Here is a 22,768-nt window from a genome sequence, read left to right as displayed (position 1 = left end):
ACTGTTTGTTTTTTGAGGGAGGATTAAATGCTACAAGATGGCAAACGTACGTTCTTTTCTCTCTTGCCTCATATGCTATACTGTTTAGTAGATTGTTGTTCGTTGGAAAGGAGGCCGCATCATGTCGGTCCGTTTGTTAATTGGCCGCTCAGGCAGCGGCAAAAGCACGTTAATCCGTCGTGAAATGACGGCTATGCTACGCGAGGAACCGCTAGGTAAGCCTATGCTGCTGCTTGTGCCGGAGCAATCGTCATTTGCTTCCGAGCATGCGCTGCTTACAGAAACCGGAAACGGTATTCAGGGGACGGTGCGCGCCCAGGTCATGGGATTTCATCGTCTTGCCTATTTAGTCATGCAGGAAACCGGGGGTTCGGCGCTGGTACCTGTGACGGAGGAAGGCAAGAAGATGCTTTTATATAAAATTATTCGTCGTCGCAAGGATGAGCTGAGTTTATTTAAGGATTCGGGAGACCAGTTGGGCTTTGTGGATCGGTTAAATACGCTGTTTACAGAGCTGAAGCAATACGGGAATGACACTCGGTCTGTACCGGAGCAACTGGAGCGAATGAATGCTGCGGGGGAATCGACTCCGATTTTACGTGGCAAGCTCAAGGACATCAGTCTGATTTATGAGGATTTTGAAAGAGAGCTGACGCTTCAATATATTGACGGCGAGGATACCCTGCGTATGCTGGCGGAGCAGATTGCCGAATCTTCCATTGTACGTGGAGCCGATATTTGGATGGATGGCTACCGCAGATTTACGCCGCATGAATACAAGGTGGTGGAGCAGCTTATGCTGCACGCTTCTTCGTTGACGGTCGCACTGACCTGCAATCGTAGCTACGAGAGTGGACAGCTTCCGCATGAGCTGGATTTGTTTCATCCTTCGGCGGCTACCTATATAAAGCTTAAAGGGATGGCGGACGAGCTGATGATGGAGACGCAGACACAACTGCTGCGCCCTGATCCGCTTCCGAGATTTAAGAACCGTCCTGCGTTGGCGTATCTGGAGGCGCAGTTTGAACGACGTGGGGGATATCGGAACCAGGAACGACCCATGCTGCAGCAACAGATGCGGGAGCAATGGAGAGATAAGCAGCCAGAAGAAATCAAACTGTATGCCGCAGCGAACCGACGTGTCGAGCTTGAGGGGGCAGTGCGCGAAATGCGCCGCCTCGCCCGAGATGAGGGAGCACGTTATCGGGAAATGGCTCTGTTCGTACGCCATATTGAGGATTATGAGCCGTGGGTGGAGCCGATATTCAAACAATATGAGGTTCCGGTATTTCTGGATCAGCGCAGAAGCGTATTGCATCATCCATTGGTGGAAATGATTCGGGCTTCGCTGGATATCGTCCAGCGGCGTTGGCGGTACGAGGATGTATTTCGTGCGGTCAAAACGGATCTTCTATTACCGCAGGATGAACGGGTCAGCCGCGAGGATATGGACCGTCTGGAAAACTATGCATTGGCCTGTGGGATACAGGGCAGCCGCTGGACAGATGGACGTCCTTGGCAGGCTGTACCTAGCCTTTCGCTGGAGCTGGAGGAACAGGAGCGAAATCGTCAACGGGACGAAACGCTGGATCTAATGGAGCTGTGCCGTGATGTGATTGTGACGCCTTTGCGTGCGTTTGAGAAACGTCTGGGTAAGGCTCGGACTGCACTTGAGAAGTGTGAAGCGGTGTACTTGTTGCTGGAGGATGCGGAAATTGGGCATAAGCTGGATGACTTGATCCATCAGGCCGAGAAAGCGGGAAATCCCGAACAGGCCAAGGAGCATCGTCAGGTATGGGATGCGGTGCTTGAGCTGTTGGATCAGATCGTCGAAATGATGGGTGATGAGAAGCTGGACACTTCCTTGTTTGCCGGTGTTCTGGAGACGGGGCTGATAGAGTACCGTATGGGTCTTGTTCCGCCAGCTCTGGATCAGGTACTGGTCGGAAACACAGACCGTACTCGTGTAGCTGGTATTCAACATGCCTTTGTACTGGGTATGAACGAAGGTGTGATGCCGGCTGTATTTCATGAGGACGGCGTGCTGAATGAGCAGGAACGCACCGCCCTGAATGAACGGGGAGTGGAGCTGGCACCGAATATGACAAGACGTCTGCTGGATGAACGTTTTCTTGCGTATACGGCGCTCACATCAGCCGGAAGCAGTCTGTGGATGAGCTACGCCGTAACCGACGAAGAGGGTAAGTCGTTGCTCCCGTCAGAGTTGGTACGCCATGTCCGTCAACTGTTCCCTGCTCTGGAAGAGCATCCGTTAGCTACCTATCCTTTGCCTGGGGACCTATGGGCGACGCAATGGGAGTATGCTTCCCATCCGTCCGAGGCATTGCCGCAGCTGATCGCGCAATTCCGACAATGGCGGCATGGTGGAGAGATTTTATCTCCCTGGTGGGAGGTGTACAACTGGTATGCGTGCCAGCAGGGGCGTGAAAAGGACAAGCTGAGTCAGTTGCTGACCTCACTTTTTTACGAAAATCATGCCGAAATGCGGAAGGAAACGAGTCGCCGTCTGTACGGCAGCAAGCTGCGTACCAGCGTATCTCGTATGGAACGTTTTGTCGCTTGTCCGTTTTCGCATTTTGCTTCTCACGGTCTTCGCTTGAAGGAGCGCCAAATGTATCGGCTGAAGGCACCGGATATCGGGCAGCTGTTCCATGCGGCGCTCGGAGAGATGGCGATGAATTTGCGTAAACGCAACGTGAGCTGGGGCAGTCTCAGTACAGAGGAATGCCAACAAGAGGCGGAATCGACAGTGGAGCGTTTGGCCCCTCGTCTGCAAGGGGAGATTTTAATGAGCTCCAAGCGGTACGGGTACATTTTGCGCAAGCTGAAAGACATTGTAAGTCGGGCTTCGCTGATTTTGGGAGAACATGCGCGTAGAGGCAGCTTTGAGCCACTGGAGCTGGAACTGGGTTTTGGGCCGGGAGAAAAGCTTCCTCCTCTGACCTTTCGATTGGACAATGGTGTGGTGATGGAAATCGTCGGACGAATTGACCGCGTGGATGTGGCAGAGGGAGAACAAGGCTTGCTTTTACGCGTCATTGATTACAAATCCAGCCAAAAGGATCTCAAGCTGCATGAGGTGTACTATGGCTTGTCCTTGCAAATGCTCACGTACCTGGACGTTCTGCTGAATGCGGCGGAGGAATGGTTGGGTGAGACGGCTTACCCGGCGGGTACGCTGTATTTTCACGTCCACAATCCGATGTTGCAGTCGCCAAATGGTCTTAGTGCGGAACAGGCCCGTCAGGAGCTTTTGAAACGCTTCAAGATGAAAGGACTATTGCTTGCTGATCGGAATGTGGTTGGTCAAATGGACACGGCACTGGACAAGGGGTATTCCTCCATTTTGCCAGTTGCGGTAAAGGCGGACGGTAGCTTTTACAGCAGTGCGTCTGTCGCTTCGCCGGAACAGTGGGATAGCCTGCTGGCTTCGGTACGCGATAATATCCGAACGATTGGGACGCGCATGACAGAGGGCGATGTGGCGATTGAACCTTATCGTATCCAGCAAGAGACGGCATGTACCTTCTGTGCTTTCAAACCTGTTTGTCAATTTGACGACAGTCTGGAGGGCAGCGGCTACAACCAATGGGGAAAACCCGGCAAGGATCAGATCTGGGATTTGCTTGGGTCTACACAGGAAGGGAAAGGAGGAATGGACTAATGATAAGCACACCAAGCACTAACGGAACACCAAAGCCGGAAGGCAGTATGTGGAGTGATGACCAGTGGCGTGCGATTTCCGAATCCGGCAACAACATGCTGGTAGCGGCAGCGGCGGGGTCTGGTAAAACAGCGGTGCTCGTAGAGCGCATTATTCGTAAAATCGCCGAGCCCCGGCTCGGTTTCAGCGTGGATCGGCTGCTGGTAGCGACCTTTACGAAGGCTGCCGCCGCCGAAATGCGCCAACGTATCCGCGAAGCCTTGGAACGTGTGCTGGAACAGGAGCCGGATAGTGAGCATGTACGTCGCCAGCTATCGCTGCTGAATCGGGCGTCGATTACGACGCTCCACTCTTTTTGTATGGAGGTCATTCGCAGGCATTATCAGGCCATTCCCCTTGATCCCGGTTTTCGGATTATGAATGAGCATGAGACGGAATTGCTGCGGCAGGAGCTGCTGGAAGAACTGTTTGAGGAAAAGTATGAGGCTAACGATGAAGGCAGCACGTTTCGCAGACTGGTGGACTGGTTTAGCGGTGAGCGTACAGATGATGCGATGTATGTGCTTGTTCAGCGCTTGTACGATTTTTCGCAAAGTCATCCCTGGCCGGAGCACTGGCTGAGGGAGACGGCAGCAGCGTTCTGTGTACAGGATGTGGCGGCTTTGGGAGAGACTCCTTGGGTTCGCAGCATTTTGGTGGATGCGGCACTTTCGCTGCGCGGAGCAGCAAGCCTGCTGGAGCAGGCTTATGAGACAGCTATGCAGCCCGGCGGCCCTGCACCCTATGCAGTGACGCTGCAAGAGGATACCGCGATGGTGAAGGGACTATTGCAGGCGTTGGAGACACAGCCGTGGGCCTCGCTATATGATCACTTTCAAATAGCGGCCTTCGGCAAGCTCAAGCCAGTCAAAAAGGATCAGACCGAGCCTGCATTGCAGGAACGGGTCAAGGCGCTCCGTGAGGCAGCCAAAAAAATGATTACGGATATGAAGGCTTCCCTGTTCGGCAGGAGGGCGGAAGCCTATTTGGAGGAACTGCATGGGGCGGCTCCTCTGATGGAGGAACTGGTGGAGACCGTAATTGCATTCGGGGAACGATTTCAAAAGCACAAGCAGTCCAAAGGGCTGGTGGATTTCGGGGATTTGGAGCACTATTGTCTGAAAATATTACGTCATCCCGACTCTACTCCGCACAGACTGTTGCCTTCGGACGCTGCGCTCGAATACAAGGAGCAATTCGACGAGGTACTGCTGGATGAGTACCAGGATACGAATACGGTACAGGAGGATATCGTCAGACTGGTATCCCGTGAAGAACCGGGTAACCGGTTTATGGTAGGGGACGTAAAGCAGAGTATTTATCGGTTTCGGTTGGCGGAGCCGGGTCTGTTTTTGAACAAATACCAGCGATACGGTATGCAGGAGCAGGAAGATGGCTTTTTAATTGATCTGGCACGCAATTTCCGCAGTCGGGTGGAAGTCGTTGATGCAGTCAATCTGGTGTTCCGGCAAATCATGAGCGTGGATGTAGCGGAAATTGAATACGATGAACGGGCATGGCTGGCGCATGGTGCTTCTTATCCCGAGCAGACAGAAAAGGAAATGGAAAAGGATGCTACATCCCCATATGCACCTGAATTGTTGTTGGTTGATAAAGGCGGACGCGGTCTTTCGGAGGCTTCGGAACTGTCCGAAATGGGTGATGAGTCCGCTTTACAGGAAGGCGAAATGGCTGAGCTTGCGGAGCTGGAAACGGCACAATTGGAAGCTCGCGCAATCGCTCAACGGATTAAGGAGCTGACGGGAGATACAGGCCGACCGTTGTTGATTTATGACAGAGGGTTAAAAGCGATGCGTCCGGCAGTCTTCGGTGATATTGTCATTTTGCTCCGTTCGGCAAGCGTATGGGCACCGCTGATTGTAGAGGAGCTGCGTCTTGAGGGCATTCCGGCATCTGGGGAGCAGACAACAGGCTTTTTCAAAGCAACGGAAGTTGAGGTGATGCTGTCTCTGCTACACATTATTGATAATCCGCAGCAGGACATCCCGCTGGCATCTGTGCTTCGTTCACCGATTGTAGGCTTGACCGAGGATGAGCTGGCACAAATCAGGCTGCAAAAGCCGGACGGATTGTTTTATGGCGCTCTGCTGGCAGCGGCTGAGGCTGACCCTACACAGGAGAGTGAAAATGGAACGTCCAGCGATATACTGGAATGGGATCTTTTCGCAGGAGATTCGACAGATGCATCTGATATGGATGACAGGAATAGCGGAAATACGTTGCCTGCCCGACTACGTTCGTTTTTGCGCGATTTGGAAGCATGGCGACAAGAAGCAAGACAAGGCAGCTTGAGTGCACTGATTTGGCGTTTGCAGGAGGAGACGGGGTATCTGGATTGGGTAGGTGGATTGCCCGGCGGTTCTCAACGTCAGAGTAATTTGCGGGCGCTGTATGACCGGGCGAGACAGTATGAGACTTCTACTTCTAACCGGGGTCTGTTCCGGTTTTTGACCTTTATTTCCCGTTTGCGAGAGCGAGGCGGTGATTTGGGTTCATCTAGTGGCGGTACTGAACCTGATCAGGCTGTCCGTATTATGACGATTCACAAGAGTAAAGGACTTGAATTTCCTGTCGTGTTCATCGCCGGAACGGCTAAAATGTTCAATCAGCAGGATCTGAATGCGCCGTTTCTGATGCATAAGGAGCTGGGGTTCGGTCCCAAATATGTGGAGGAACAAAATCGGATCAGCTACCCGACACTGCCTAATTTGGCGATCCGTCGACGTTCCCAGTTAGAGCTATTGGCTGAGGAAATGCGGGTGCTGTACGTGGCGCTTACGCGTCCGCGTGAGAAGCTTATTATGACCGGAACCGTAAAGGATCTCACTTCACGTGCAGCAGGTTGGGCACGGGCCAAAGAGCATACGGAAACGGTTTTACCTGATTATATGCTGGCTGCAGGCCGCAGTTATCTGGACTGGGTAGGTCCTGCGTTGATCCGACATCCTTCTGCTGCTGTACTGAGGGAAGCGGTAGGGGATCAGGAGGGGTACTATCACAGGCTGGAATATATGCCGGGCGGAGATTGGCTATTTAGAATCATAGCTTCGGAGACTCTTTCCGGCTCTCGTTTGAATTTGGACCCTGGGGAAGAGACTGCTAATGAAGAGCGTCAGCAGAAGACGGTAGCGTTGAAAAATGCTGAGCCGATCGACAAAAGGTGGCTCTCATCCGATTCCGTATCCAATAGCCCGGCAGATACGACAACAAGGGCTGATGCAGATATTGCCGCTGCGCTTTCCTGGTCCTATCCGTATAAACGGGCAAGCAAGACGGCGGCGAATACATCGGTCACCGAAATGAAAAGATGGCTAACGATGCAGGAAGCTGGATCGGAAGATTGGCTAAGTCTGTCTTCTTTTCAAGTAGCCGAGTTACCAGAGGAGATGGAAGATTCTCAGACTGGGGGAAATCGACTGCACTTGCGTAGACCCAAATTTATGGGCAATCGGCGACTGACGCCGACGGAGCGTGGAACGGTGTACCATACGCTATTTCTGCATTTGCCGCTGGGTGGTGTGATGAACGCCGAGGTGATTGAGGAAACGAAGGCTCGTCTGCTGAACCAGCGTTTGTTGCTGGATGTTCAGGCGGAGGCGTTAGATACGGATAAAATATTGCACTTTTTCACCAGCGAGCTGGGTCGAAGATTGCTGGAGACATCCCATGTTCAGCGTGAGCTTCCTTTCACCTATACGATCGGAGCCGCAGATTTTTGGAGCCGCAGTTTGCCGTCGATGCTGTTAGCACAGGAAACAGAGTCGGGAGCCGCCGGGCAACAGCGGGAAAGCATGACGTCAGAGCCTGGCCACGATGATAGAGTGCTGATGAACGGGATTATTGACTGCCTGTTTGAAGGGCCGGAGGGGTTGGTATTGCTTGATTACAAAACAGACCGGGTATCCGAATATCGGACGGTGTCTCATTTAACGGAGCAATATCGTTTTCAACTGGAGCTGTACGCACATGTGATCGAAGATATTACAGGTAAAAGGGTTGCTGAGAAGTGGTTGTATTTTCTGGAGGCTGGAGAAAGTGTGCGATTGTAGTTATTTGATGGATGAAATAGATAGAGAGGAGGAACAGCATGCGGATTTTGCATACAGGAGATTGGCATTTGGGTAGAACGCTGGAAGGGCGCAGCCGTTTGAAGGAGCAGGAGGCGTTCTTGGAAGAATTGGAAAAAATGGCTGACGATCAGCAGGCGGATCTGATTATGATGGCTGGAGACGTGTACGACTCGGTCAATCCTCCAGCCGCCGCCGAGCAGCTATTTTATGAAACGTCTGCCCGTTTAACGGCAGGAGGAAGACCGTTGGTCGTTATTGCGGGAAATCATGATCAGCCGGAACGGGTATCCTCGGTTACACCGCTGGTGAGTCAGCGCGGAATTACGCTGCTGGGGCTGCCCCGCGGGGAAGCCGTGCGGATTCATACACCGCGTACAGGAGAAATGGCGTGTATTGCAGCTTTGCCCTATCCTTCGGAGTCCCGCCTGAACGAGCTGTTGTCCGAGGATGGAGACGAAACGGTGCTGCGAGAGGCTTACAGTCGTCGTGTGGGGATGCTGATGGCACAGCTCGGTACGGCGTTTCGGCCTGACACCGTTAATCTGTCCATGAGCCATATTTATGTGCTTGGCGGGTTGGAATCAGACTCGGAGCGTCCGATTCAGGTCGGGGGAGCCTATACGGTTGACCCAGCTGCGCTAAGCATCGGGGCGCAATATACGGCTTTGGGGCATTTGCACCGTCCCCAATATGTGAAGGGTGACGGGCTGATGCGCTATAGCGGATCTCCGCTGGCTTATAGCTTTTCCGAAGCAGGGCAGGCCAAATCGGTCACGCTCATTGACGTGGTCGCAGACAAGCCCGCACAGGTCGAGGAGCTGTATATTACGAGTGGACGGCCTTTAGTGAAATGGCGGGCGCGGGGAGGTCTGGAAGAGGTGTATCGCTGGCTGGACGAAGGGCTGGATGCGGACGCCTTTATTGACCTGGAAATTACGCTGGAGGAAGCGATGTCGCTGGGAGATATTCAGAGGCTGCGTAAAAGCCGTGAAGGCATCATTCACATCCGCCCGATGTATCCTGAAATGGCGGCGGCACAACTGGAACACCAGCGCTCAGAGCTGCCGGTTCACGAGCTGTTTCGGGCTTTTTATCAACGGCAAACGGGCGGCGCACAGCCGGATGATGGGTTGGTGCAGCTATTTTTGGACTTGGTGGAACAGGATGATGCAAGGGACCAGGCAGAGGAGGAGGAGGTATGAAACCGATTCTTCTGAAATTGGCGGGGTTGCAAAGCTACCGGGAGTCGCAGGAAATCCATTTTGACGAGCTGACCGAAACCGGACTATTCGGGATCTTTGGCCCGACAGGCAGCGGTAAATCGACGTTGCTGGACGCGATTACGTTGGCTATGTACGGCAAGGTAGAGCGGGCGGTGAATGGAACACAGGGCATTATGAATCATGCTGAGGATACGCTGTCCGTTGCGTTTACGTTCGAATTGATGTCAGCCCAAGGGCCTCGTCGTTATCGTGTGGAGCGCCGATTCAAACGGGCTGGGGGCGTATCGGTGAATAATACGCTTAGTCGATTTATCGCGTTCACAGAGGAGGGTGAGGAAGTCCTGGCTGACAAGGTGCAGGACGTGACGCGTTGTGTGGAGGAGTATATCGGCCTGAAAATGGACGATTTCACACGTGCTGTCGTATTGCCACAGGGGAAGTTTGCTGAATTTTTATCATTAAAGGGCAGTGAACGCAGGCAGATGCTACAGCGTTTGTTTCATTTGGAAAAGTATGGAGATCAGCTTGCGCAAAAGCTGAGTCGTCGTGTGAAGGACAATGACGCTGCATTGAAAGCACTGGAGGCGGAGCAGCAGGGTCTGGGCGATGCGGGTGCCGAAGCGCTTGAACAGGCAGAACAGCGTCTCAAAGAGGCTTTTGCCCATGCGGAGGCCTCACGTCGCGAGTTGGAACGGGTATCTCGCGAGACGGAAGCGCTGAACAAAATTCGTGAGCTGGTCATGGAGCGCAGCCGCCGGGCGAACGAGTTGGAGCAGCTGGCAGCACTGGAGCCGGACATTGCTTCTCTGGAGCGTAAGCTCCGTCAGGCCTCCGCAGCCGAGGCATTGCTGCCTGCGCTGACCGATTGGAAGGAAGCCGCTGCCGAAGCGGATAAACGCCGAAAGGCAGCGGAAGAAGCGGCGGTGCAGGCGACATTGGCGCAGGAGGCTGCGGTTGTGTCTGTGCAAGCAGATGAGCAGGCCCGGCAAGCTCTGGGTGCAGAGGAACCGAAGCTGTTGCTTCGAATCGATCAGCTGGAGCAGGCGCTGCAACTGGAGCTTGATACGGAAGCGTTGCGGTCAGAACGGAACCGTCTGGCGGTAGAGCTTGCGCAGAGTGAGCAAACCCTTGCTACATATGCCGAAGGTCTCGCCAAGGAACAAGAGCTATATGCGCGAGGGTCAAAGCGGCAGCAGGAGCTTCAACAGGAATTGAAGCAAAATGAAGTGCGTGCGGATGAACGGCGAATGCTTCAAGAGGCTGTGCAACGGCTGCAACAACTGGAGACGGCGGATGAGCAGCTACGCGAAGCAGAGCAGGATTGTGTCACGCAGGAACAGCGGCTTGCCCAGGCTGACGAACGCCTGAAACTGACGGAGCAGGAGACACTTGAGGTGGAGGGACGGCGTTCCGCCCTTGCCGCGCAGGCGGCTGAGGGCATCGAGGCGCTGCTCGCGCTGGAGGCAGAGGTCAGCGCCGATGTGTCGGCGCTGACTGCCGAGGAGGAGCAGCTTCGCCATGAGCTGCGCGCCGAGGAGCTGGGCCGCCTTGCGCAGCACCTCGCATCCGAGCTGCGCGAGGGCGAGCCGTGCGCGGTGTGCGGCTCGCTGCACCACCCCGCGCCCGCCGCCACCGCAGCCCACGGCGCGGATGCTGCGGCGCCGGACGAGCTGCACCGCCTGCGGCTGGGCTTGCAGGAGCTGCGCCTTACGCTGCGCCAGCAGCTGCACGAGCAGCGCAGCCTGCTGGTGCAGCCCGCCGCCGCAGACGCCAGCGGCGCGGCCGCCACGGGCGAGCCGGCTGCACCCATCGCAGCGCCAGCGCCGCTGCGCGGTGCCGCCGCTTGGGCGGAGCGCTGCGTAGCGCTGGAGCGGACGGCCGCCGAGCTGGCCGCCCGTGCGCGTGCGCTGCCTGTGGAGGCGCACGCGTTACGCGAGGCGGACACCGCCGGACAGCAACGGCGTATCCGCGCAGCCGCCGAGCAAGAGGCGGCTGACGCAGCGCTGACGCAGGCGCGGAGCAAGCGCGAGGCATGCACCACGCGCAGCGGGGCATTGCGCGCCGAATGGGCGGCGCAGCTGCCGGACGTGGTGCCAGGCGAAGCTGCGGAGCGTTATCGCGCCATGCAGGAGCGCGATACACGTGCGGAAGAGCTGCGGTCCCGGCTGGAGACGAGCGTGACCTTCCTCGAAGAGAAGGCGGCGCGTGTTCAGCAGATCCAGCAGAGCATCATCGAGGAAGACAAAATCATTATTGCCCGTCGTACTGGACTCCAGAATAAAGATGACTCGCTGCGCGAAAAAATGGTCCAGCTTCGCAAGTGGGTTGGAGAAGACCCTGCGGCTTTCTTGCTGGAAGAAGCGAACTCGCGCCTTCGAGGGCTGAGAAACGGAGTCGAAGCCGCCGCACGCCTCCGCGCTGAAGCGGAGGAACGCAAGCAGCAAGCCGTTCATGCTTCGCTGATTGCCCGGCAGGCATCCGATTCGGCAGAAGAAAGACGGCAGGTATCGGAGTCTCGCTGGAGCAGTCGTCTGGAAGCCTCCCCTTTTGCTACGGAAGCAGAGGTTATGGAATGCTGTCTCGGGTCGGAGGAAGCTGCACGTTATGAACGTGAAGTGAGCCTGCATCGGGAACGTGAAAAAGAGCTGTCCTCCCGTTTAAAACATGTGGAAGAACAGCTGGATGGAGCAACAGTGACAGAGGAACAGTGGGAATCGGCCGCCGCCCAGCTGCGTGATTGCCGTGCACGCGACGAAGAGGCACTCCAGAATCGTGCCAAGGCTGAGCGTGATTTGGAGGATTTGCAGCATCGGCATGTCCGCTGGATGGAACTGGAGTCCAATCGCACTCATTTGCGCAGCGAGGCAGAAAAGATGTCCAAGCTCCAGTCCGTTTTCCGGGGCAACGCCTTCGTCGAATACATTGCCGAGGAGCAGCTAATGCAGGTCAGTCAGTCGGCTTCACGTCGTTTACGTTTTCTGACCAAGCAGCGTTATGCGCTAGAGGTAGACTCCAGCGGTGGCTTTGTCATTAGTGACGATGCCAACGGCGGGGTCAAGCGTCCAGTATCCACCTTGTCCGGCGGTGAAACGTTCCTGACCTCCTTGTCGCTCGCACTCGCACTGTCGGCCCAGATTCAATTGCGCGGCCAATACCCGCTGCAATTTTTCTTTCTGGATGAAGGCTTTGGAACACTGGACCCTGAACTCCTGGACACGGTGATCACCTCGCTGGAAAAGCTGCATCACGATCAACTGTCAGTCGGCGTGATCAGCCATGTGCCCGAGCTGCGAGCCCGCCTGCCGCGCAAGCTGGTCGTTCTTCCCGCAGAGCAGGCAGGAGGCGGCTCCCGCGTGGTTATGGAAACATTTTGAAGCGACGTGATACAGATCACAGATACAGTTTCAAAGTATTGTTATAATACAGCTAAGCCGACAAGTTAATCATACAGCACCCCGGCGGACGTATGCTGCGGAAGGAAACTTCCCGTCATACGTCCGTTCAGAGGGGCTCTACCAAGAGCCTCCGGGGTGCTTCTTTTTTTGTTTGCAAGCCGGAATTCGCCCAATTTGATGTAGCACATAGCCCATTTTTGAATAACATACGGTATACATGCAAGAGCCTAGGAGGAAACAACCATGGAAAAAAGCATGACCAACGAAAAAGGGACTGCACCAGAAAAAATGGATGCTAAAATGCTATGTCAACAGCATATGCACCGCTACGTATGCGTATGGGTGAAGGATGGAACGATGTATGATGGAATTGTGGAGCATGTGGATGATGAGAAATTATATTTGGCAGTTCCCGTGGGTGAAGCAGAGAACGTAAATCTCCCTTATCCGCCTAACAACTGCGGCTGCGGTTCCCGTGCTTATGGCGGCTTTGCATCCTACCCGCCATATCCGTACCCAGCCCCGGTACCCGGCATAGGCTACGGATATGGTTTCCCATATGGACGTCGGCGCTTTAACCGTCTGATCCTGCCACTTGCTGCGCTGACCGCGATCAGCCTGCTCCCTTATTATTAAACCCCTGTCTTTTAATCGCCATAGTGAGGTCATCATGACATACTTAAGGCTGCTTCTTCCGCCAAGAAGAAACAGCCTCTTTTTTCTACCTCATAGCATGCCCTCAGCAATCTCAACATTCTTTCCTTTCCAGCTCATTTCTCTATAAGCGACTACGTTTTATTAGTGTCTGCACGAAGCGATACTGTCTTTTTCCGGCCTAAATAATTGGTTCCGATCACCCCGGCTATGATCAGTAACGAGCCAATCAGATGGTACACTGTTATCTTTTCTCCAATAAACAAAGCCCCGGCTGCGATAGACACGATAGTCGACAGATTGGTAAATACGCTCATTTTTGACGCTTCTATTTTCGACAAAGCAAAATTTGCAGTCAGTGAAGTGATAAGCGAGGCCACCACGCCAAGATATATAATGGACAGTATGAAGGTACCGTTGCTGGACAAGGCTACAAATGTGCCCAGTGTCCCACCTTGAATATGGTTAGTGAGCGATATGGCCAGAAATGTAATAAATCCGATACCCATCATAAAATAACTGATTTCCGCCGGACTAAAATGCTTTGAAAGAGAGCGTGCCAAAACGCTGTATCCAGCAAACGCTACACACGTCAGGAAGAGCATGGAGAGCCCGCCCAAATTGGACAAGTTAAAGCTGCTTCCTTTCATGATAAAGATGAACACAACGCCGAAAACAGATAAAAAGATCGACAGCTTCTGTAAAAGGGTCGTTGTTTCTTTTAAAAATAGGGAAGCAATGATCATCGTTACAACGGGTGTGAAGGCATACATAATACCTCCCTCGGCGGAAGTTGCGTGCTGTAATCCAAATGCTTGTAGGGTGAAAAATCCCAACGGGTACATTAGAGCCAGCAGCAGTGCTTTAAATATGGGTTTGCCCCGATAAGACAGCTTGATCCACCCCAAGGCCACCGGAATTGACAGGACTATAAAAGAAGCTGCAAACCGATAGGTCAGCGTATCGATGGGATGAGCATACACTAACGCCATTTTAGTAAATAAAAACGAAAATCCAATAATTGCAGCATTCAGCACCGCAAAAAAATAAGCCAGTTTTAATCCTTTTGTTTGGGTGTCCATAAGTTGCCTACCTCTCTTTCATGCTTCGGGACCATGTTCGCGAACGTCCTCTCCGATGAACTAAAGGTACAACAATGGACGAGCCTGTGGGATATCAAATTGTCATAACTGTATCGGTACAGTTTTATAAACTAGGGCATCCTGCTTACACATAAAGCATGTTAACATCAACCTATAAAGAACTAGAAAAAGTGAAATAAGCAGGCAGGAGGATCATTGTGAAAAAATATATTTCGGTTCTATCGGATATAGAGCTTAAAATCCGCGAGGGGCAATACAGCTCGGGTCAGAAGCTGCCTTCTATCCGAGATGCTTCAGAGTTGTACGAGTGCAGCAAAAGCACGATTTTGCGGGCATATGCCGAACTTGAAAAGAAACACGCCATCTATTCCATTCCGCAAAGCGGATATTATGTGGTGGAGAACTCCGGCGATTTGCATCATAGCCAAGGTCATATTCAGGCCTTGATTGATTTTGCTTCGGCTTCCCCGGATTTAAATGTATTTCCTTATCTGGACTTTCAGCATTGTCTGAATCAGGCCATAGATACGTACAAATATCATTTGTTCACCTATGGAGATTCGCAAGGATTGGAGACACTGCGCCATACGCTCGTTTCTCACTTGGCCGATAATCAGGTATTTGCAAAAATGGAGCGGATTATCGTTACTTCTGGTGTTCAGCAGGCACTGGAAATCCTCGCCAAAATGCCGTTTCCGAACGGCAAAAAGACGGTTTTGGTAGAACAGCCAAGCTACGATATTTATTTGCGTTTTTTGGAGGGAGAGAGCATACCCGTCAGCACCATCGCCCGAACAGCGGCAGGTATAGATTTGCAGGAATTGGAGCATCAATTTAAGAACGAGAGCATCAAGTTTTTTTACACGATGTCAAGATATCATAATCCCCTGGGAACCTCATACAACACAGGGGAACGCAAGGCTATAGCCGCATTAGCTGCCAAATACGATGTGTACATCGTGGAGGATGATTACATGGCTGATTTGGGGAGCGATCACCTTTTTGATCCTATATATGCGTACGATCAGACAGACCGTGTCATTTATTTGAAAAGCTTCTCCAAAATCATTTTCCCGGGCTTGCGCTTAGGCGTTGCGGTTTTGCCGGAAACCCTGTTAAAGACGTTCAGCGCATACAAAAGATACGTGGACACCTCTATTTTATCTCAGGCCGCACTTGATATTTATATTAAAAATGGAATGTATGAACGCCACAAGCACACGATATGCAGCCTGTATGCGGAACGCATTCGCATTTTAAACCAGGCAGTGGAGCGATACAATCAGGACGGGATGATTGAAGTGTCGGCTGTAAGCTCGGGAGTGTATATGCAGTTGAAGCTGCCTCGGACAGTGAACATGGAGCGTTTGGTGCAGCGTCTTGCCGCGAGGAAGGTGCAGGTGGTATCCGGTAAAGGATTTTACTTATCTGATTATAAGGAACACGAAAAGTTTTTACGCATCAGTATTTCGCGGGCTCAACCGGATCAAATTGATGAAGGCGTAAAAGCCATTATAGAGGAAGCGGGGAAAGGGAACTGGTATTAAGCCCCTTTTTCCGTTATGATACATATAGAAACGTAGGTATAACAAGCCATAACTGTATATATTCCAATCGGTTGTGGGAAATACATAACTTTGAATGCCGAAAGCACGGGTTCTGCACTTTCGAATCTGATGGTCGGCTCACTGCCAAAGGAGGGGTTTGAATGGACGATCTGTTTTTGAAAATTGTGGATGGAACCATCCCCAGCAAAAAAGTGTTGGAAACCGACAATGTGCTCGCGTTTCATGACATCCAGCCTGCGGCGCCAGTACACGTACTCATTATTCCGAAGAAATATATTCCTTCAATGAATGCTGTGACGGAAGAGGATCTTCCTCTGATTGCGGAGATCCATCGTGTTGCGCTTGAGGTGGCGAAAAAACTGGGTATTGCTGAATCCGGTTACCGGTTGATTAACAACTGCGGCCCGGATAGCGGTCAAGTGGTGGGACATCTGCATTATCATCTGTTGGGCGGTGCCCCATTGGGTGCCTTAACGGGAATTTCGGACTCACATTCTTAGAATGACAGTGCTTGTTTATAAGTAATATGGACGTAATGGGGGAAATTTGTATTCTTTATTTATTCATTTTTTCTTATAGGTTGACACCCGGTTTCCGTTTCACCTATAATAAAATTTGATGAACCGTGTTATTGCTCTTGGACGGTCTGGTCGGAGGGAGGGAAAACTGGTGTCTGAAACTAAAGTTCGCAAAAACGAGACAATTGATGCTGCACTTCGTCGCTTTAAACGTTCCATTGCTAAGGATGGCGTATTGGCTGAGGTGAAGAAACGCAAGCATTATGAAAAGCCAAGCGTAAAGCGCAAGAAAAAGTCCGAGGCTGCTCGTAAGAGAAAGTTCTAGGAGGATCTAAGCAATCATGAATTTGAGCGAACGATTGAACGAAGATATGAAGCAAGCAATGAAGAGTAAGGACAAGTTCAAACTCTCCACCATTCGAATGGTTCGTTCTACGATTAAAAATCTTGAAATAGATTTGAAACGGGATTTGGACGACAACGAAGTGCTTGATATTCTGAGTCGTGAGATCAAACAGCGAAAAGATGCCCTCCATGAATTTGAAAAAGCCGGTCGTGATGAACTTGCGACAAGCACTAAAGCAGAAATAGAGATCATCGCTCAGTACCTTCCCGAACAACTTTCTGAAGAAGAAATTAAAGTTATTGTACAGCAGACCATCCAGGAAACCGGTGCTTCTTCGAAAGCAGAGATGGGGAAAGTAATGACGGCCTTGATGCCTAAGGTAAAAGGCCGCGCTGACGGTAAGCTCGTGAACCAAGCGGTTCAGCAATTTCTGCAATAAACCTGCGACAAACAGGAACGCTCAACACCCTCTGTTTACAGAGGGTGTTATTTCTGTATCTGTCGCGTTTGTCATAGGGTGATTATTATAAGATGTTTTTTTGTAAACGTTTTCTATATTCATTTGAAACGTGATGTCCATTGGGTACGTAAAGTACATGATAGCCGTCAGGATTGGCAACATACTCAAGAATTTCACAATAAATCCTGAAAACTGTATGGTTTACCTGACAAAATTTGATATGCTATAACATAGAAAGATCGAAAGGGGGGAGAGTAATGCATAGAGAACATCACCACTCCGGGCGCAAAATGATCTTTTGGACCATGTGGATCATGATATCCGTTTTGCTGTTGCCGTTATTCCATTCGGGATCAGCAGCGGCCGCTGTGAAAGGCGGTTCTGTGTTCGTTATACCGGTGGATCAGGAAATTGAACAAGGGCTTGTCAGCTTTATGGAACGCGGCTTTGCAGAAGCAGTGGAGTCCAAAGCAGGCCTCATTGTACTGGATATTAATACGCCAGGCGGACGGGTAGACACAGCGGAAAAGCTGGGCAAGCTGATTAAAGACAGCACGATTCCGACCGTAGCCTATGTAAGAGGCGAAGCGGCCTCTGCGGGAAGCTATATTGCGTTAAGCGCAAACAAAATTGTCATGAAGCCGGGCAGCATCATTGGAGCAGCAGCGTTAGTGAACGGCAGTGGGCAAGCTATCACTGACCCGAAAACGGTGGCTTGGTGGAAGAGCAGCATGGCATCTGCTGCAGAATCCGGCGGACGTAACCCGGATATTGCGAGAGGTATGGTAGACTCCCAAATTTCTGTAGCTATACCGGAGCTGAACTTTAATAAAGAAAAAGGTCAGATCATTTCTTTAACCAGCGAGGAAGCACTTAAACTGGGCTATGCGGATCACATCGCCTCTTCAGAACAAGAAGTTATTCAGTGGATGGGCTATAGCACAGATGATGTATTTCACGTGGAGCGGACATGGGCTGAAAAAGCAGCCGAGATATTGACCAACCCGATTGTGCAGACATTGCTTTTATTTATCGGTATCGCGGGGATTGTCATTGAACTAATCGTACCAGGCTTTGGAGTGCCAGGAATTTTAGGCGTGCTCGGATTTGGTTTGTACTTTTTCGGCAATTATATTGCTGGCTTTGCAGGTTCCGAGACGTGGCTGTTGTTTATCATCGGTCTAGCCTTGCTTATACTTGAAATGTTCATTCCAAGCTTTGGTATTCTGGGTATTTTAGGTTCCATCAGTCTTGTCGCTGGAGTTGTTCGCGCGGCCTACAACATGCAGCATGCTTTTATATCATTGGGTATAGCCTTTGCTGCTGCCGTTGCTGTGGTGGCAATCATAGGGATTGCTTTCAAGGATCGGGGAATATGGAACCGTTTTATACTTAAAGAAAGCTTGACGGCTGACCAAGGCTTTTCTTCGGTTGTGAACCGGGAAGTGCTACTGGGACAGCGAGGTGTGAGTCTGACACCGCTTCGTCCAGCAGGAACCGTGCTTATTGCTGACGAACGTGTGGACGTCGTGACAAACGGCGAGTTTATTGCTACGGATATGCCCATTATCGTATCCAAAGTAGAAGGCGGACGCATTGTGGTCAAGGCGGACACCAGCGTCTGAAACACGTAAACAAACGAAGAATTAGATTAATGGAGGATGATGCTAGTGTTCGAATCGGGTATTGTCAGCGTTTTGTTGATTGCCGTTGTAGTAATTATTGTGTTAAGCGTATTTTTTAGTTTTTTCCCGGTGATGCTGTGGATTTCAGCATTGGCTTCGGGGGTGAGGATTGGCATTATTACACTGGTGGCTATGCGATTACGGCGTGTAACGCCAAGCCGGATTGTGAATCCGCTGATTAAGGCAACCAAGGCTGGTCTGGGCTTAAACATCAATCAGTTGGAAAGTCATTTCCTGGCGGGTGGTAATGTAGACCGAGTGATCAATGCGCTGATTGCTGCACAGCGGGCTAATATTCCGCTCGAATTTGAACGCGCAGCTGCGATTGACCTTGCAGGTCGGGATGTTCTGCAAGCGGTCCAAATGAGTGTTAATCCGCGTGTTATTGAGACACCTACTGTCGCTGCGGTAGCCAAGGATGGTATCGAAGTGAAAGTTAAGGCTCGTGTTACAGTGCGTGCCAACATTGATCGACTCGTCGGGGGTGCCGGAGAAGAAACGATTATTGCGCGGGTCGGTGAAGGGATCGTTACAACTGTCGGATCCAGTAATTCGCATAAGGACGTGCTGGAGAACCCGGATTCCATTTCGAGAACGGTGCTGTCCAAAGGTCTGGATGCCGGAACGGCGTTTGAAATCTTGTCCATTGATATTGCGGACGTCGATGTAGGTAAAAATATTGGTGCCTTCCTGCAAACCGAGCAAGCGGAAGCTGATAAACGGATTGCGCAGGCGAAAGCGGAAGAACGGCGTGCAATGGCTGTGGCGCAGGAGCAGGAAATGAAGGCGCGTGTCGTAGAGATGAGAGCGCGTGTGGTTGAATCCGAATCCGAAGTGCCGTTGGCGATGGCTGAGGCGCTCCGTGGCGGAAAACTTGGCGTTATGGACTATATGAATTTGAAAAACATTGAGGCAGATACGCAAATGCGCGGCTCCTTGGGCAAACCGAATGAAAACTCGGGAAATGACAACAAAACCCGGGATTAACCAAAGGATATAGCCGATGAATTGCGGCAGCAAGGCGGTGAGTTATGAACTTTATCAGCTGGATTTTTGAGCATTTGTATATCCTGATTGTGATCGGCTTTGCGTTGGTGTCTTTTTTGGGCAAAAGCATGAAAAGCACAGAGAGAAAAGCGCCGCCGGGAAAGGGTATGCCTACGTTTGGTGGCGACCACGGTTCCCGCGGTCCTTCGTCACCATCCAGACCTTCCTCCATGGAACACAGACAGGAGCAGCGTCAGCTGCAAAGGCAGGATACTGCTGGAGAATTGCAGCGTCAATTTCCTGATGAACGGCGTGTAGTTATGGAAGCTCGTCGCGTGGATGAACCAATGAATGGTTGGACGGAAACTGAGGAGCAGTCGAAGCGGGATTCCCTGGATAACGGTTCGACTCTGGAGGATCGAATCCGGGCCATGGAAGAAGAGCGTAGATCGGTTTTAGCCCGTCTCGACCGCATATCCAATGCAAGGGAGTCTGGAGAGATTACAGATGCCCCTGAGGGAGCTTTACAGGAGCGTAGCACAGTAACGGCGGCTGACCTGCGCAGAGGTGTGATTTGGGCAGAAATATTGGGTCCACCGCGTTCCAAGCGTTATATGGGTGGAGGAAGACGTTAAAAAGATTTAAGCTAGTATCGTTTTATTTGGAGTTTGCATGAATGGTTTAGTCCGCCCTGGCTTTAGCTGGTGCGGACTATTTTTTTGCTAATACATAGGCTAGTTCAGAATAGAAATCAGTTTAGCGACAGATCCTCTTATAACCTGACATATGATGTGATAAACCATGTAGTAGCAAGATTCTATTTCTTTTGTGGTTGAGGGGCTTGTGAATGTGGGTGCCATTTTAGGGATGACTACTGACATGCTGGTCATGCTCTACGGCCAAACCCGTATCATGTTTGCGATGTCACGTGATGGTTTGGTGCCCAAGGTATTGTCAAAGGTCCATCCTAAATACAAAACTCCGTATATTTCGATTTTGGCTATTATTTCGTGTGGAGCGCTCATTCTGAATTTGCAGAGCCAAACATTCATCCGTTTTGTGATTTGGCTCGTTATAGGGTTGGCTGTTTATTTTCTATATTCCAGAAAAAGCTCTCTTTTGAATCATGATTCCGAAAATAACAGAATGGCTTTATAAAATCAGGAAAAGACAATCTCGTTTCGATGCTTTAAACGGGGTTGTCTTTTTTTAATTGTGTATTTTCCAATTATCAAGGCTCTTGCTATGCAAGATAAGATCTACTATGAATTGTTAGTTTGTTTTCATAAATATGGAGGCTGAATCATAAGGTGTACAGTACAGATATCTGTGGCGCTGGTGTAACGACGCCCATATCTAAAGCGGCATCGGCAATTTATAAAAAGCAGCGTAGCTGCCATGAAAACAATTATGATCTACTGGATGAACATAACAGAAAATGAAAATTAGCAGCGTAGCTGCCATAAAAGCAATGATTAGCCGTTGGATAACAATTGTTTTTATGACAGGAAAGGAGATTCCCTCGTATGAGCCGGATGAGCCGCAAACTGCGAAAGTGGGCCAGTGAGACGCTGGAACTTCCGCAGGACATTCTATTTGACCTGCCGAGGTTAACTCTCATTGGCAGCCGCCAGCTTTATGTGGAGAATCACCGGGGCGTCGTGGACTTCACGCAGGATCAGCTTGTACTTGCGCTTGCGCAGGGCAGGCTGCGGGTGTCGGGGCATGGGCTTGTCATCACATCTATTATGCCTGAGCAGGTAAGTGTGGAAGGACACATTACGGATATCCAATTGGAAGGAACGGAGGAAGGCTCATGAAACATCCCGCTTTAACAAAGTTGCGTGGCACGGTTACCCTTGCCGTCAAGGGCGAGAGCGTGGAAGCTTTCATTAATCTGCTCACTGAGCATCAAATACCTGTTTGGAACGTGCGGCCGATGGGTACAAGACATGCAGAAATGAACCTTCTGCTGCCGCACGTCTTCCTGCTGCGCCCGCTTCTGAGAAGGACAGGCTGCAAAATGAATATTTTGAAGCGACAGGGAATTCCCTTTACCATTGCGAGGCTGGCTAAACGCAAATTTTTTCTGGTTGGACTGGCTGTATTCTGGGTAGGCCTGTTCCTGATGTCTTCGCTCATCTGGGACGTTGAAGTAAAGGGGAATGACAAGCTCTCAACGGAATCCGTACTCAAGGCTGCCCGTCAGGAGGGTTTGTATCCTTTTCAATGGAGCTTCCGTGTTTCCAGTCAGGACAAGCTTTCGCGTGCACTCATGCAGAAGCTCCCTGAGGCGTCCTGGATCGGTGTGGAGAAGCAGGGCACCTCAGTGACGATTCAGGTCGTTGAAGCCTCACAGCCTACTCCTGAGCCGCTCTATAGTCCACGTCATCTCATCAGCAAGGCAGATGCGGTAGTCACTGAAATTTTTGCCGAGCAGGGTCGTCCTGTCGTGCATAAAAATACACGTGTCAAAAAAGGAGCCATTCTTATCTCGGGAACGCTCGGGGATGAGGAGAATCAGCAGCAGGTTGTAGCCAAGGGGGAGATTAAGGGCCTCGTGTGGCATGAGTACGAAATCACCAGTCCGACGGTGCAACGCAGCAGCACATATACTGGAAACCATCACGAACGCCTGTATCTGGTGCTGGGCAACCGCGCGGTGCAGGTATGGGGATATGGAAAAATCCTTTATTCCACGCATAAAACCACAGTTGAGCATGACCCGCTGACGTGGCGATCCTTCCGTCTCCCAGTCGGTTGGATGACCGAAAGCGTGAGGGAGACAAAGATACATGAGGATAAGCTTACGGAAGCAGAAGCCCAAAATAGGGGAATAGAAGGGGCGCGAGCCAATATTTTAGCTAAATACGGCAAAGGAACGAAAATAATGGGCCAAAAAATTTTGCATGAGAAGAGAGAGAATGGTAAAGTTTATATGAAAGTGCTTTTTGAAGTGGAACAGAATATTGCGGAAGAACTTCCGCTAGTTCATAACCAAGGAGAATGAGGCT

The 22,768-nt window shown here is 51.2% G+C and carries 15 protein-coding genes and 1 pseudogene; 15 read left to right on the top strand and 1 reads right to left on the bottom strand.

From position 1 onward, the window contains the following. The first annotated feature begins 121 nt into the window (after positions 1 to 121). From addB to NST83_RS16265, 5 genes are all read left to right on the top strand, one after another. Positions 122 to 3,685 (top strand): helicase-exonuclease AddAB subunit AddB, encoded by a 3,564-nt coding sequence (gene addB / locus NST83_RS16285; protein WP_342414926.1) that lies wholly within the window; start codon positions 122 to 124, stop codon positions 3,683 to 3,685. Further along, positions 3,685 to 7,794 (top strand): helicase-exonuclease AddAB subunit AddA, encoded by a 4,110-nt coding sequence (addA, locus tag NST83_RS16280; protein WP_342414925.1) that lies wholly within the window; start codon positions 3,685 to 3,687, stop codon positions 7,792 to 7,794. The genes addB and addA overlap by 1 nt, the downstream gene beginning before the upstream one ends. A 38-nt stretch (positions 7,795 to 7,832) precedes the next feature. Continuing rightward, complete coding sequence (locus NST83_RS16275; RefSeq protein WP_342414924.1) at positions 7,833 to 9,017, top strand: exonuclease SbcCD subunit D; 1,185 nt, start codon at positions 7,833 to 7,835, stop codon at positions 9,015 to 9,017. Further along, complete coding sequence (locus tag NST83_RS16270; RefSeq protein WP_342414923.1) at positions 9,014 to 12,412, top strand: SMC family ATPase; 3,399 nt, start codon at positions 9,014 to 9,016, stop codon at positions 12,410 to 12,412. The genes NST83_RS16275 and NST83_RS16270 overlap by 4 nt, the downstream gene beginning before the upstream one ends. Before the next feature lie 264 nt (positions 12,413 to 12,676). Next, entirely contained in the window at positions 12,677 to 13,069 is a 393-nt protein-coding gene (locus NST83_RS16265; RefSeq protein WP_342414922.1) for a hypothetical protein, read from the top strand. Between the two features lie 152 nt (positions 13,070 to 13,221). Here NST83_RS16265 and NST83_RS16260 read toward each other — a convergent pair whose 3' ends face one another. Next, positions 13,222 to 14,169: a DMT family transporter gene (locus tag NST83_RS16260; protein WP_342414921.1), complete on the bottom strand. Its 948-nt coding sequence runs from the start codon at positions 14,167 to 14,169 to the stop codon at positions 13,222 to 13,224. Positions 14,170 to 14,387: 218 nt separating this feature from the next. Here NST83_RS16260 and NST83_RS16255 point away from each other — a divergent pair, with 218 nt between their 5' ends. From NST83_RS16255 to yqfD, 10 genes and pseudogenes are all read left to right on the top strand, one after another. Continuing rightward, positions 14,388 to 15,737: a PLP-dependent aminotransferase family protein gene (locus NST83_RS16255; protein ID WP_342414920.1), complete on the top strand. Its 1,350-nt coding sequence runs from the start codon at positions 14,388 to 14,390 to the stop codon at positions 15,735 to 15,737. A gap of 161 nt (positions 15,738 to 15,898) precedes the next feature. Continuing rightward, on the top strand, positions 15,899 to 16,258 hold the full coding sequence (locus NST83_RS16250; RefSeq protein WP_137063821.1) for a histidine triad nucleotide-binding protein: 360 nt from the start codon (positions 15,899 to 15,901) through the stop codon (positions 16,256 to 16,258). Between the two features lie 169 nt (positions 16,259 to 16,427). Then, on the top strand, positions 16,428 to 16,601 hold the full coding sequence (rpsU, locus tag NST83_RS16245) for a 30S ribosomal protein S21 (protein WP_005547957.1): 174 nt from the start codon (positions 16,428 to 16,430) through the stop codon (positions 16,599 to 16,601). Positions 16,602 to 16,617: 16 nt separating this feature from the next. Then, the gene (locus NST83_RS16240; protein ID WP_013311146.1) at positions 16,618 to 17,061 is read left to right on the top strand and encodes a GatB/YqeY domain-containing protein; all 444 of its coding nucleotides are present in this window, start codon (positions 16,618 to 16,620) and stop codon (positions 17,059 to 17,061) included. Positions 17,062 to 17,339: 278 nt separating this feature from the next. After that, positions 17,340 to 18,707 (top strand): nodulation protein NfeD, encoded by a 1,368-nt coding sequence (locus tag NST83_RS16235; RefSeq protein ID WP_342414919.1) that lies wholly within the window; start codon positions 17,340 to 17,342, stop codon positions 18,705 to 18,707. Positions 18,708 to 18,752: 45 nt separating this feature from the next. Next, positions 18,753 to 19,754 carry a flotillin-like protein FloA gene (gene floA, locus NST83_RS16230; RefSeq protein WP_342414918.1) on the top strand — a complete coding sequence of 334 codons (1,002 nt, stop codon included), beginning with the start codon at positions 18,753 to 18,755 and terminating at the stop codon, positions 19,752 to 19,754. Positions 19,755 to 19,798: 44 nt separating this feature from the next. Continuing rightward, complete coding sequence (locus NST83_RS16225) at positions 19,799 to 20,389, top strand: hypothetical protein (protein ID WP_137063818.1); 591 nt, start codon at positions 19,799 to 19,801, stop codon at positions 20,387 to 20,389. A gap of 202 nt (positions 20,390 to 20,591) precedes the next feature. Further along, positions 20,592 to 20,912: pseudogene (locus tag NST83_RS16220) on the top strand (amino acid permease); the annotation flags it as partial. A gap of 368 nt (positions 20,913 to 21,280) precedes the next feature. Then, on the top strand, positions 21,281 to 21,574 hold the full coding sequence (gene yqfC / locus NST83_RS16215) for a sporulation protein YqfC (RefSeq protein WP_342414917.1): 294 nt from the start codon (positions 21,281 to 21,283) through the stop codon (positions 21,572 to 21,574). After that, a complete protein-coding gene (gene yqfD, locus NST83_RS16210) occupies positions 21,571 to 22,764 on the top strand; it encodes a sporulation protein YqfD (RefSeq protein ID WP_342414916.1) in 1,194 nt (397 codons plus the stop codon). Before yqfC ends, yqfD begins: the two co-directional genes overlap by 4 nt. The last annotated feature ends 4 nt before the right edge of the window (positions 22,765 to 22,768 follow it).

It is taken from the genome of Paenibacillus sp. FSL R10-2782 (genome assembly GCF_038592985.1).
Taxonomy (GTDB): domain Bacteria; phylum Bacillota; class Bacilli; order Paenibacillales; family Paenibacillaceae; genus Paenibacillus; species Paenibacillus terrae_C.
This window is presented reverse-complemented; position numbering and strand designations above follow the sequence as displayed.

Bases quoted from the DNA above. Each gene is read 5' to 3' on its own strand.
- NST83_RS16235 (WP_342414919.1), top strand. From the start codon at position 17,340: ATGCATAGAGAACATCACCACTCCGGGCGCAAAATGATCTTTTGGACC.
- NST83_RS16265 (WP_342414922.1), top strand. From the start codon at position 12,677: ATGGAAAAAAGCATGACCAACGAAAAAGGGACTGCACCAGAAAAAATG.
- NST83_RS16275 (WP_342414924.1), top strand. From the start codon at position 7,833: ATGCGGATTTTGCATACAGGAGATTGGCATTTGGGTAGAACGCTGGAA.
- yqfC (WP_342414917.1), top strand. From the start codon at position 21,281: ATGAGCCGGATGAGCCGCAAACTGCGAAAGTGGGCCAGTGAGACGCTG.
- yqfD (WP_342414916.1), top strand. From the start codon at position 21,571: ATGAAACATCCCGCTTTAACAAAGTTGCGTGGCACGGTTACCCTTGCC.
- NST83_RS16260 (WP_342414921.1), bottom strand. From the start codon at position 14,169: ATGGACACCCAAACAAAAGGATTAAAACTGGCTTATTTTTTTGCGGTG.
- NST83_RS16225 (WP_137063818.1), top strand. From the start codon at position 19,799: ATGAACTTTATCAGCTGGATTTTTGAGCATTTGTATATCCTGATTGTG.
- NST83_RS16240 (WP_013311146.1), top strand. From the start codon at position 16,618: ATGAATTTGAGCGAACGATTGAACGAAGATATGAAGCAAGCAATGAAG.
- NST83_RS16270 (WP_342414923.1), top strand. From the start codon at position 9,014: ATGAAACCGATTCTTCTGAAATTGGCGGGGTTGCAAAGCTACCGGGAG.
- NST83_RS16250 (WP_137063821.1), top strand. From the start codon at position 15,899: ATGGACGATCTGTTTTTGAAAATTGTGGATGGAACCATCCCCAGCAAA.
- addA (WP_342414925.1), top strand. From the start codon at position 3,685: ATGATAAGCACACCAAGCACTAACGGAACACCAAAGCCGGAAGGCAGT.
- addB (WP_342414926.1), top strand. From the start codon at position 122: ATGTCGGTCCGTTTGTTAATTGGCCGCTCAGGCAGCGGCAAAAGCACG.